General features: G+C 33.4%; 9 protein-coding genes and 1 other RNA gene. All 10 read right to left on the bottom strand.

Translation table 11 applies throughout. The features are described from left to right. Positions 1–3: 3 nt before the first annotated feature. Positions 4–1,458, bottom strand: coding sequence for an aminotransferase class I/II-fold pyridoxal phosphate-dependent enzyme (locus tag OCV48_RS02665; RefSeq protein WP_021983049.1), 1,455 nt, complete (start codon positions 1,456–1,458; stop codon positions 4–6). Between the two features lie 29 nt (positions 1,459–1,487). Then, entirely contained in the window at positions 1,488–2,282 is a 795-nt protein-coding gene (gene speD, locus OCV48_RS02660; RefSeq protein WP_147591087.1) for an adenosylmethionine decarboxylase, read from the bottom strand. Positions 2,283–2,863: 581 nt separating this feature from the next. After that, positions 2,864–5,008, bottom strand: a complete 2,145-nt coding sequence (locus OCV48_RS02655) for a SpoIID/LytB domain-containing protein (RefSeq protein WP_262558709.1) — start codon at positions 5,006–5,008, stop codon at positions 2,864–2,866. Between the two features lie 445 nt (positions 5,009–5,453). Continuing rightward, positions 5,454–5,631, bottom strand: a non-coding RNA gene (gene ssrS, locus OCV48_RS02650) — 6S RNA. Positions 5,632–5,717: 86 nt separating this feature from the next. Then, positions 5,718–7,316 (bottom strand): peptide chain release factor 3, encoded by a 1,599-nt coding sequence (locus tag OCV48_RS02645; RefSeq protein ID WP_449495036.1) that lies wholly within the window; start codon positions 7,314–7,316, stop codon positions 5,718–5,720. A 20-nt stretch (positions 7,317–7,336) separates the two neighbouring features. Then, entirely contained in the window at positions 7,337–8,005 is a 669-nt protein-coding gene (locus OCV48_RS02640) for an LbetaH domain-containing protein (protein WP_021983045.1), read from the bottom strand. Positions 8,006–8,074: 69 nt separating this feature from the next. After that, positions 8,075–9,895 (bottom strand): glutamine--fructose-6-phosphate transaminase (isomerizing), encoded by a 1,821-nt coding sequence (glmS, locus tag OCV48_RS02635; protein WP_147591083.1) that lies wholly within the window; start codon positions 9,893–9,895, stop codon positions 8,075–8,077. 89 nt (positions 9,896–9,984) lie between these two features. Continuing rightward, positions 9,985–12,015, bottom strand: a complete 2,031-nt coding sequence (locus OCV48_RS02630) for a DNA topoisomerase (RefSeq protein ID WP_021983043.1) — start codon at positions 12,013–12,015, stop codon at positions 9,985–9,987. 53 nt (positions 12,016–12,068) lie between these two features. Continuing rightward, a complete protein-coding gene (gene yfbR, locus OCV48_RS02625) occupies positions 12,069–12,653 on the bottom strand; it encodes a 5'-deoxynucleotidase (protein WP_262558707.1) in 585 nt (194 codons plus the stop codon). After that, positions 12,646–13,713, bottom strand: coding sequence for an aldose epimerase family protein (locus OCV48_RS02620; protein ID WP_147591082.1), 1,068 nt, complete (start codon positions 13,711–13,713; stop codon positions 12,646–12,648). Before OCV48_RS02620 ends, yfbR begins: the two co-directional genes overlap by 8 nt. Positions 13,714–13,733 lie beyond the last annotated feature (20 nt).

Raw genomic sequence — 13,733 nt, 5'->3', positions numbered from 1 at the left:
TGATTACTTCTCCTCCTTTACAACATTTAATCTTGTTATATCCATACTTTCAGGTCCTGTCATAAAACAGCCTTTTTCCTTTGCATATGATATATATGTAAGTATTTCTTCTGTTATCATTTCTCCCGGTGCTAAAATCGGTATTCCCGGCGGATAACACATTACAAATTCACTGCAGATTCTTCCTATTGTCTCTTTAACTGGCAATGACTCTTTGTCAGCATAGAAAGCCTTTTTAGGCGACATCGCAACTGTCGGATTGATATATTCGTGGTCGAGCATTCCTGTCCTTTCTTTTTTAAATCTTCGTCTTATTTCTGCTAATGCACTTACTAATCTTTCTATTTCTCTTTCCCTGTCACCTACTGAAATATAGGCTAAAATATTTCCGATATCACCAAATTCAATCTGTATGTCGTACTCATCTCTTAACAAATCATATACTTCTATACCAGCAAGTCCAACGTCAAATGTATTAACCGATAATTTTGTGACATCGAAATCATATATTGAATCTCCATTAATTATTTCTCTGCAATACGCATAATAGTCACCTATCTTATTTATCTCGTCTCTTGCATATTTTGCAAGACTTCTCACCTTTTCAAATGTCTCCCTGCCATTTAATGCCAGATTCTTGCGTGACATATCAAGACTCGATAATAACAGATAACTTCCACTTGTTGTCTGTGTAAGATTTATAACCTGTCTCACATAGTTATGATTAATTTTTTTGCCAACTAACAATATTGAACTCTGTGTAAGACTTCCACCTGATTTATGCATACTAACTGATGCCATATCAGCTCCCGCCTCCATCGCAGACATAGGAAGGCTTTCATCAAAATAGAAATGTGTTCCATGTGCCTCATCAGCTAACACTTTCATTCCATGTGCATGTGCAAGTTCAGTAATTCTCTTTATATCCGAACAAATTCCATAATATGTCGGATTATTAACCATTACTGCTTTTGCATCAGGATTTGCCAATATGGCTTTTTCAACTTCTGATATAGACATTCCTAGAGCAATTCCTAATCTTTTATCTGACTCAGGATTAACATATACGGGTATTGCTCCGCTTAGTATTAATGCATTTATGGCACTTCTATGCACATTTCTTGGCATTATTATCTTATCGCCCTCTTTACATGTTGCAAGTATCATTGTCTGTACTGCTGAAGTCGTTCCCCCAACCATGAAAAATGCATGTTCTGCTCCGAATGCATCTGCTGCCAGCTCTTCTGCTTCTTTAATTACTGATACCGGATGGCACAGGTTATCTAAAGGCTTCATTGAATTCACATCTACTGACATACATTTTTCACCCAGAAAATCTGTCAGCTCTTTATTAGCTTTTCCATGTTTATGTCCTGGTACATCAAATGGTACTATTCTTTCTCTTTTAAATCTGTTCAATGCCTCATATAATGGCATTCTGTTCTGTTCAAGTTTCATTTCTGTCTCCATTTCATCTATGGGATTATCTAGAAAATATTACTTCCACTAAATATTTCTATCATTTCTCTTCTAAGACTGTTAGTTATCTCTAATCTCTCTTTTGGTGACAATTCATACACATCTGTATTAAACAGGTAATTTTGTAAATCAATCTCTTTAATAAGCATTTTCGTATGAAAAATATTAGCCTGATACATATTTATGTCTATTGCATCATATTTCTTCAATGTTGTACTGTCTATATAATCCTGTATTGATGTAATCTTGTGGTCTATGAATAACTTTTTACCATTGACATCTCGTGTAAAACCTCTCACCTTATAATCCATGGTTATAATATCTGAATCAAAGCTGCCAATCAGATAATCAAGTGTAGATAATGGTGTTATCTCTCCACACGTTGCCACATCAATATCTACTCTGAATGTTGCAATACTCGTCTCAGGATGATATTCAGGATATGTATGTACTGTAACATGGCTTTTATCCAAATGTGCTACTGTAGTATCTCCCTTAGTGATAATCTCCCTACTCATATCACCACTTCTGGCCTTCAACATCTGCTCTTCTGCTAAAAGTATTGTAACGCTTGCTCCCTGTGGTTCATAATCCTGTTTAGACACATTCAGGATATGTGCACCTATCATCTCTGTAATATTACATAGTATCTTAACCAGACGTTCAGAATTATACTGTTCATCGATATATGAAATATAGTCTTTTTGCTCTCTTTCTGTTTTAGCATAACAGACATCATATATATTAAAGCTTAATGATTTAGTCAGATTATTAAAACCATATAATTTTAATTTGTCATTCATCTTCTTCTCCTGTCAAGTTGCAAAAGGATAAATCCATTTTGCATAATTCTAATTTTCTTATTAAATAAAAATCAAGTGTATGCACACTTTCAGCACAGACACTTGATTATATTTACTAATTGGTTTATTTATTTTTGAATTTCACAAAATTAATTCATATTTATTTATTCAATATAGCGTTTAGAGTCTATATAGCAAGAAATTACTTTTACTACTCTTATTGATTTTTCACAAGTGTGATGTGCACATAGTGCAACTGTCTATCCAATTGGTTATCAAGTCACCAACTCAATGCCATCACTGGCATCAACTTATAAAATTTGAATTATAAATTCAATCAATATGGTAATTTCAAAATTACCTTGTTCAAAATAATTCCTGCAAAACTTTACGCTTGCTTTTCCCATCATTTTTCAAAAATGATATTCGAGGAAAATGTTTTCATTTTTTCACCAAAGATGATTATATATTATTTTCGTATGATATGTCAATGATTTTTCGTACTTTTCTTCTTTTCTAAACAATTTGTCACAAAGAAATGCTCCGAAATTTGTTCATGCAATTTCTTAGTTGCCATAAAACTATTTATTATCATAAATAAATTCTATATTCACATTGTCATAGAAGAATTTGAGTATTTCTTCGTAATTCATTCCCTTATCTATCATGCTTTTTACAGCCGTCTGGCTCATTCCCGCACCATGCCCATAGCCACCACCATAGAAAGTATAACTATTGCCATTTTTTTCTACTGTAAAATAAGCACTTGGCAAAGCATTAAATGTATCAACTGATGTTCCATCTGCTTTATTAATTGCTATTCCATTAGGACTTATAAGATTTCTTATGGCTGTCTGTTTTACTATCTTAACTACAGCCGTTGTTCCCTTAATAATTAATTCCTCTATCGTTCCACCTATACCACGTTTTTCTACATATATATCCGTAACTTCCCCTATATTAGTAAGTTTCCTGCTTACAAACCCCTCAGACGTCCAGGTAAGGACATTATCAGGATAGTTATTATATATCCTTGCTATATTTCCATTAATACTGTCCGATAACTGCTCCTGTGTCATTGTAATATTCCATCTATACCATGAACTTCCTTTATCATAAGTATCATATTCTGTTTTGATAAATTCATTAAATGTATTGTTATCAGATAAATCAATGTTATTGTCATCGTCACACAATAATTTACCTTTGATATATGGAAGAGGACTTCCTCCCCATACTGTAGAGTCTGTTGTACTTCCACAAGAGGTTGCAAAAAAATATGTATTTGCTATTTCACCATTATACATTAATACCTGACCGTATGTAGCTTTAACTGCTGATATTGAATTCTCATTTTCAGGTGTGACATTATATACCTGATAATCTGTACTGTCATTTACTTGTGCGCCATATGCACTTAATGCGCCGTTATTCATATGACTTACCGCATAGCTTCTTGCACATACAGCCTGAACTTTTAATGCTTCAATACCATATGAGGAAGGCATCTCACTTGGAACAACAGCATACAGATATTGTTCTAATGATAATTCATTAATCACAACTATTTTACCGTCATTCAAACCCAGCTCAATTGTTCCTCTGTATTCAGGATTATTACCATTACGACTAACCGAATTAAGCATAATTTTACCATTTTCATCCTGCGCTGTTATCTTTATTCTTCCAACTTTTAACTTATCATTATCGCAATTAAATGTAATAGAATCTCCTGAATTATATAAATCTTTCTTCTCTCTAGGAGTATCTGAACCATCATTTTCAAAATAAATCACATAGAACGGACTCTTGCTGCTTACAGTTACATAATCATGTGTTAAAGCGGTATAACCTGTAGTCTTAATAAGAACTCTTATATTATCAGCACTAGGTGTACTATCCATAAATATTCCACAGATTTTCTTATTTGCAACTATAAATCTCAGGTTTCCATCTCCAACTCTTACATTTTCAATTCCCTGTTCTTTATAAGAATCATACGAAGAATATACTCTGTATTTTTCATCTAATACAACATTACCAAAACCCTCTACTTCTATACCATTTTCACTTATTGCCTGCACTTTTCCACTTATACTGTCCCTTTTGAGACTCATTTTCATAATTTTATTATCTCTTACAACTAAGTCGCACATAATGCCTTCTAATTTTTCTTTTAATCCCTTTACTGCAAATGTACGCTCAATACCATTTAATCTGACCGTAATATTATCTTTCTCACTGCCAATGATTAACAGATTATTAAAAGTCACCTCATTGACCACCTTTTTAATAAATATAATCTGGTTATCACGAACCATTGCTTCAATACATTTATCATCCAGATTATCCAGTGCAAGATTATACACATAACTTCCGGCATCGGATATAATATTTTTATTCTCCTTATCAATACTATATATATTAATTTCTTTAGTATCACATATTTTTTTCATTCCATTTGCATTGCTGACAAATCCTAATATCTCATACCAGTTTTCCCTGCTTATTTTATCAGCTTTACCTAACTTAACTCTGATAACGTTTTTAATATCCTCTAAACCAAGTGTTTCTAACATATTCTCTACATCATCTATGCTTATATAATCATCTCCGTTCTTATAATTACCACGCTTAATAATCTCTTCTCCATACATTGAATTAATCGATTCAATTCCCTCTTCTATAATTACATACTCTTTTATGTTATTTTCTTTCTTATTCATAAAAAAAGCTATATAAATTAACGACAAAATAATCCCTGTTATACATAACACAGAAATTAAAATCCTGCTTTTCCTCTTCAACATTGTTTTAACCATTCCCTTCGTTTATTCATATAGCTATCTGCTTTTTAATCTTATGAGTAGTCCATTTCCATTATTACATAAAATCTTCTGTCAATAATATAATTTATCTATATACAATACTGAAGTAATATTTCCATACATTTAAAATATAATATAAATTTACCACTAAATAATTGAATTGAATATAAATAAAGAATGTCGCTTGCGACATTCTCCGCCTGCGGCGGGTTGCTATAGCAACATTTTCTGCTCCGCCGCAGTGCGATCCTCACAAAGCGTTTTTTACTTACCAGGACAATTTTAACGAAATTTCCTGGTAAGTATGAAAAAAGCAGCACCATTGGTGCTGCCTTAATTTCATATATACCCCAAAATGTCGGCTCCTGCAGTTTTGATTCCTAGCAAAGCTAGGTGGGTTTCCGCATTCAGGCTTCTGTGGTCCACTCAAAGGAGGCTTCACATCCGACTAAAGATATAAGAGTCCCTGTTCAAAAATGTAGGTTCAAAAAAACAGAAGTTATCGTGCATTCCAGGAAATATATACTAACTAAATCGTTGAATTTAGTATACTTTATTTTATGAAAATTTTCAATAAAAAATTCATATTTTTAGCAAGTTTTTTTAGTTAATTTCTACCAAATTCAGAAAGTTCAAGTCCCGGATTTCTTTCTAATACCATATTAGGACTCCATGCATTTACAAATAACAGAAGTGGATTATCCTTAAGATCTTTTATCTTCTTCATATCTGAAGTTCCTGATATCTGATTTAAATCAATATCCTTACTTACTACCCATCTTATATGTTCATATGGAAGTCTTTCAAGTTTAATCTCAACATTATATTCGTTCTCAAGTCTGTATTGTAATACCTCGAACTGCAACACACCAACTACTCCGACTATAATCTCTTCCATTCCGGTATTAAACTCCTGGAATATCTGTATAGCACCTTCCTGTGCAATCTGGTTAATACCTTTGACGAACTGTTTTCTCTTCATAGTATCAACCTGTCTTACTCTTGCGAAATGTTCGGGTGCAAATGTAGGTATTCCTTCGAATTCGAATTTATCATTCGAAGAACATAGTGTATCACCTATCGAAAATATACCTGGGTCAAATACACCTATAATATCGCCCGCATATGCTTCTTCCACAATATGTCTCTCCTGAGCCATCATCTGTTGTGGTTGTGAAAGTTTTACCTTTCTTCCACCTTGCACATGATTAACTTCCATACCTGCTTCGAATTTACCTGAAGTAATTCTCATAAATGCAATTCTATCTCTATGCGCCTTATTCATATTTGCCTGAATCTTGAATACAAATGCCGAGAAATCAGGTCTGAACGGATCAATCTCTCCAATATTGGATTTTCTTGGAAGGGGAGAGGTTGTCATCTTTAGGAAATGCTGTAAGAAATTCTCTACACCGAAATTAGTAAGTGCTGAACCAAAAAATACTGGTGTCAAATCTCCTGCCTGTACCTCACTTAGATCAAATTCTGCACTTGCACCATCTAATAACTCTAAATCTTCAGTTAATTTATCGTAGAGGTCGTTTCCCATATGTTCTATTAATTCGTTATTATTAGCTTCATCCCATTCAATTCTGCTTGTTTCAACTTCTTTTTGTCCATTCATCGAAGCCTTGAATGTAGTGACCACATTTTCCTGTCTCTCGTAGACACCCTTAAATGATTTACCCGAACCAATAGGCCAGTTTATAGGACATGTTCTGATTCCTAATACATTTTCTATCTCATCTAATAGATCAAACGGATCATTAGCTTCTCTGTCCATCTTATTAATAAATGTAAATATCGGTATATGTCTCATTACACACACCTTGAATAATTTAATTGTCTGTTTCTCAACACCCTTAGATGCATCTATAACCATTACTGCTGAATCAGCTGCCATTAACGTTCTGTAGGTATCTTCTGAGAAGTCCTGATGTCCAGGTGTGTCCAGGATATTAATACAATATCCACCATAGTTAAATTGCATAACTGATGATGTAACAGAAATACCTCTTTCTTTTTCAATCTCCATCCAGTCAGATACTGCATGCTTCGCTGTCTTCTTTCCCTTAACTGAACCTGCAAGATTAATAGCTTTTCCATATAACAGAAATTTCTCTGTTAATGTTGTCTTTCCTGCATCAGGATGGGAAATAATTGCAAATGTTCTTCTTTTTTTTATTTCTGTACTTAAATCTGCCACATTTAGCTCCATTCCACAGACTAATTATTGTCTGTCTTTTCTACTATTTCATTTTTATTCTTATATATGGAATTAGCAGGAACATATCCTCTTACCATTGATAACGGATATACATTTGTATGTGATCCAATTACCGTTCCTGGATTCATAACCGTATTACAACCTACTTCAACGTAACTTCCAAGTATGGCACCTAATTTCTTAAGTCCTGTCTCCACGTATCCATTGTCTGTTTTAATCTTAACAAATGTTTTATCAGATTTAAGATTCGATGTAATCGAACCTGCACCCATATGTGATTTATATGATAATATTGAATTACCTACATAGTTATAATGTGGTGTCTGTACACAATCAAATAAAATAGAACTCTTTAACTCTGTCGAATTACCTACAACGCATCCTTTACCCACTATTGCTGCGCCTCTTATAAATGCGCAATGTCTGATTTCAGCATCTTCATCAACAATAAGTGGTCCGTTTAAAAATGCTGTAGGTGCAACTTTTGCACTTTTAGCAATCCAGATATTTTCTCCACATTTCTCATATCTATCTTCAGGCAAAGTATTACCTAATTCAATAATCTTCTCATCTAATCCATTGAAGACTTCCCAGGGATAGGTAAGGCCTTTAAAAAAATCTTTTGCAATTGTCTTTTCTAAATCAAGTAATTCACTGATTTCTAGCATATTTTCCTCCATATATTTACAAATTAAAGAATCATTATATTCAAATAAAAGCAGTATATTCTTCCTTTATTATTCTACTGTTACTGATTTTGCAAGATTTCTTGGCTGGTCAACATCACAACCTTTTAAAACCGCTGTATAATATGCAATATACTGCATAGGTACTGCCGCTAACATAGGCATAAGTATATCATCTAGTTTAGGCATCTTTACAAGATAATCAGCTACATCATTTTCTAATTCCACATCTTCAGTACATATAATAGCTACTTTTGCACCACGTGATTTAACTTCTTTCACATTACTGACTGTCTTCTCAATCAAATCACTCTGTGTTGCTACTGCTATTACAGGCATATCATCAGTCACAAGTGAAATTGTTCCATGTTTAAGTTCACCTGCTGCATATGATTCTGAATGAATATAAGAAATCTCTTTTAATTTTAAAGAACCCTCCATACTAAGTGCATAGTCAAGTCCTCTGCCAATATATAATAAACTATCTGCATTAACTAATCTAGATGCAATAAACTGACACTTTTCCTTTAATTCTAATACATCTGTAAGTCTGTCCGGAATATCTATAAGTGCTTTAGTTAATTTCCTACATTTATCTTCTGTTATCTTTCCTTTGGCATATGCAAGTTCGAATGCAAGAAGATACATAATACTTAACTGTACACTATATGCTTTAGTAGATGCAACTGAAATCTCCGGACCTGCATGTGTATATATAACTATGTCTGATTCTCTTGCAATTGTAGAACCCTTAACATTGACTATTGAAAGTGTGGTAGCTCCTTTTTCTTTAGCTAACTTAAGTGCTGCATAAGTATCCGCAGTCTCACCTGACTGCGATACTAAGATTACTAAATCTTCCTCTTCTATGATTGGATCTCTATATCTGAATTCTGATGCAATATCAACCGTCACTTCTATTCTTGCTAATTTTTCAATTATATATTTACCAACAAGTCCTGCATGCATAGCAGTTCCACAAGCAACTATATAGATACGTTTATAGTTCTTAAGCATATCCATTGTAAGTCCACTTTCCTCAAGATAAGGCATTCCATCTTGTATTCTTGGGGATATTGTAGTCTTAATAGCTGTAGGCTGTTCATTTATTTCCTTAAGCATAAAATGCTCATAACCACCTTTTTCTGCAGCATCTATATCCCAGTCTGCTGTCTGGAGTTCTTTTGTAATAGGTTCGCCATCAGTAGTACATATCTTAACTTCTTTCTCTGTTATAATCGCAATTTCATTCTGTTCTAACAGATAATAATCCTTTGTATATTTAAGAATTGCTGGTACATCCGATGCAATAAAATTCTCATTCTTTCCTACACCTACAATCAAAGGACTTTCTTTTCTAACCGCAAATATAGTATCCGGATAATCCCTGAATAATATTCCAAGTGCATATGAACCCTCAACTTTGTCTATCATCTTACTAATTGTCTCTACAGGATTCCCATTATAATAATAATCCAATAATTTAGCGACTGTTTCTGTATCTGTTTCACTTTCAAATCCATATCCCTGATTTATCAAAAAATCCTTAATCTGTTTATAATTCTCTATTATTCCATTATGGACAATAGTGACTCTTTTATTACCATGTGGATGTGAATTAATATCAGATGGCTCGCCATGTGTAGCCCATCTTGTATGACCAATTCCACAATGTCCATGTGGTTTTTTCTCTCTTGCCATCTTTTCAATAAGATCATTTAATTTACCTTTAGACTTCTCAACTACAATTTTATCTCTTTCAAAAACTGCAATACCTGCTGAATCATATCCTCTATATTCTAACTTCTTTAAACCGTCAACTAAAACGTCAGCGCATTCTCTTTCGCCTACATATCCGACTATTCCACACATAATTTGATTATCCTTTCATTAATTTATTTTGTTTGCATACACATATATCTGTGAAGTTCAGTCCCCGCAGGGACCTTGACACCCTACTATTATTTTTTATAAAATTTAGAGACTTCATTAAATTTCTGTTTTAATTCATATTGTTTATTAGAATTAATCACACCCATTGTTCGTCTGGTAACAAAGCCCTCAAGTTTATTCATATATTCATCAGATGTAATCTTGCCCTCTGCAACATATGTAAGACCTTTCTCCCAGCTCGCTGTAAGCTCAGGGTTAAGCAAATGATAAATTGATGCATTAACTACTTCATATACCATCTCACCCATCTGTGTAGGTGTTATAATCTGTGTCTTCTTATTCAATGCCAGATACTTAATATTCACAAGTTTCTTAAGTATCTCTGCTCTGGTAGCACTCGTGCCAATTCCACTACCCTTAATCTGTGCACGCAGTTCTTCATCTTCAATTAACTGTCCTGCACTTTCCATGGCAAGAATAAGTGAACCTGAATTATATCTTTTAGGCGGTGATGTCTTTCCTTCCTTTATCAATAACTCATTGCATTGAAGTGTATCACTTTTTCTTAATTTTTTCAACAATTCTATAGTATTTGTATCAATTGCCTGTTCAGTATCTTTTATATTATCCTGATTCATATCTTCTTTCTTCTTTATAAATGAGTACTTAGTAACCTTAAGATATCCTTCTGTTGTCAATATCTTGAAATTCGCAAAAAATTGCTCACTATATACATTTTCCTCTTCTTTAATTGGCATAGATATTTTAATTCCAACTTTCTGATATTGTGCCGGTGGATAAAATATACTTAAAAACCTTCTCGCAATAACTTCATACACTTTAACACTTATAGGATTCATTGAATTCAATGCACTTAATCCCTGTCCTGTAGGAATTATTGCATAATGGTCTGTAATCTGTTTATCGTCTACATATCTGGTCGATGCGATATTTTTGAAAGTACCGGATTCTAAAATCTCCTTGGCATATTCGGAAATCATTGAATATCCACATAAACCTCTGATATTTTTATTGATTTCCTTAGCTACTGCACTTGATAATACTCTCGCATCTGTCCTTGGATATGTAACACATTTTCTCTCATATAAATCCTGAACCACTTTAAGAGTCTCATCAGGGCTAATTTTAAATAACTTAGAACATTCATTCTGAAGTTCAGCAAGATTAAATAATAATGGAGGATTTTTCTTCTCCGTTTTCTTTTCTACACTTTCAACTGTAGCTATATTTCCATTTTCTTTTATTTTATCAATTAATTCCTTAGCATATTTTTCTTCTTTAAAACCATTTTCCTTATATAGATATGGTGACTGGAAATATTTTGACTTCTCATTCACACGCCATTCACTATCGAAATTAAAATCCTCTGTACATTTTATATTCGCATTGACTCGATAAAATGGTGTCTCCACAAATGCCCTTATCTCTCTTTCACGTCTTACTATCATTCCAAGTACACATGTCATAACTCGACCTACCGATAATACAGCCCTGTCGGTTCTAAGATAACTAGATACTGAATTACCATACTTAAGTGTTAACACTCTAGAGAAATTAATTCCCATAAGATAGTCTTCTTTAGCCCTCAGATATGCAGCTTCTGATAGATTATTATATTCAGATATATCTTTAGCAGTGTTAATTCCCTTAATTATCTCCTCTTCTGTCTGTGAATCTATCCATACTCTCTTTTCATTCTTATCATGAACTCCTGCCATCTGTGCAACCAGGCGGTAGATATATTCTCCCTCACGTCCCGAGTCGGTACAGACATAAATGGTATCTACATCTTCTCTGTTAAGAATACCTTTGACGATTTCAAATTGTTTCTTAACCCCATCTATTACTTCATACTTCCATACCTTTGGAAGAAATGGGAGAGTCTGAATACTCCACTTCTTAAGGTTAGTATCATATGCTTCCGGATAGCTCATTGTAACAAGATGTCCGACACACCATGTAACTATACTCTTATCATCCTCTATATATCCATCTCTATTTTTACCTGTTATTTTTAATGCTTTAGCAAATTCCCTTGCTACGCTGGGTTTTTCTGCGATGTATACTGATTTTGCCATTTTCCCTCCACTTTCATTCTATGCATTATATTCGCATCAGCATTATCTTTGCGCTATGCCTGCTCGTCTAATGTTAAACTGTATGTATCAAGAAATTTATCAATAAAATAATCTGCTTCTTTACAATCTAACCTTCTTATTGCTTCTATTGTAGATTTCTCTGCCTCAATGAAATCTAAATTACCCATTCTCTTTTCTTCAACACATTTAATAAGTGCTGAAATCTTATCTGCTGCCTTAACTAACAGCTGACTCTCTTTATTTCTATTTTCTTCATTCAAAATATTTTCATAAATCGGCTTCATCTCTTCTGGCAGTGATGAAACTAATTTATTAACAGCTGTCTCTTCCACAACTTTATATGCATCTCGTATCTCTGGTGCAAAATATTTTATTGGTGTAGGTAAATCACCTGTTATTATCTCAGGAACATCATGGTACATTGCCATTACAGCTACTTCATTCGGATCTATATTTCCATTAAAATACACTTTATTAATTACTGCAAGGGCATGTGCAATCATTCCCACTTCTAAACTATGTTCAGCTATATTTTCAGGAATGGTATTTCTCATAAGTCCCCATCTGTTTATATATTTCATTCTTGATGTCATTGCAAAAAAATTATAATTATTCAATAGCTTTACCTCTCAAATCATAAAACTCATACTTAGTCTCTGTACTCATAAACACACCCGCTTTTACAACAGGGCTCGGAAACTTCTCTATATTAATTGCATCTGGATAAAATTGTGTTTCAAAGCATACTCCAGGATTAGCAGCATATTCTGCATCTCCCTTTGCTTTAAATCCCTTAGCAGCATTTCCAGTATAAAACTGCATTCCTGGCATATTCGTATAGACATTCATTCCGATTTCTGATTTTTCACTCTCTAACTTTGCCACTAACTTATATTCACCAAAATGATCCGACAGAACATAATTAATATCATAAGCTTTTTCATATGAATATGGTTTAAATGACTTCCTCATATTATCAGCTATCTTCGTCATCTTGCGAAAATCATATGCCGAACCATCAACTTTCATAATCTTTCCTGTTGGCATTAATTTTCTGTCCACCTGCGTAACTTCATCAGAATTAATCATAACTTTATGATTCAAAACACTTCCACTATTATGTCCATCAAGATTAAAATAACAATGATTTGTCATATTCACAACTGTATCGCTATCAGAAATATAACTATATTTAATTGTAACTGATTTATCTTCTTTAACTACATATTCTACCTTTACCTTAAGATTACCAGGAAATCCCTGGTCTCCATCAGGACTCTCAAGTTTGAAGATAATATGTGCCGAATCATCTTCTGTAAAGCTTTCAGATTCAAAGTCTCTGTAATGATAACTAAATCCACTATGTAAACAACCACCCGTTATATTCTTCTTTAACTTATATGTTGTATTATTAAGTGTGAATTTTGCTCCACTTATTCTATTAGCACATCTGCCGATAACCGCGCCAAATGATAGCCAGTTCTTTCTATATTGTTCATAGGTCTCAAGTCCTAATACTACATCTTTAACTTCATCATCCTTATCCTTTATAAATATTGACATAATAGCTGCGCCTGTCTCACAAAATGTGGCACTGATATTTTCGCCCTTTACATTATATTTATATATCTCTTTACCATCTTCATTTTTACCAAATAATTCTTTTTCTATATTCATAATTTCACCATATTCAAAAA

Source organism: Bovifimicola ammoniilytica (assembly GCF_025567085.1).
Taxonomy (GTDB): domain Bacteria; phylum Bacillota; class Clostridia; order Lachnospirales; family Lachnospiraceae; genus Bovifimicola; species Bovifimicola ammoniilytica.
The sequence above is the reverse complement of the archived record's forward strand: the minus strand, read 5'-3'. Positions and strand labels throughout refer to the sequence as shown.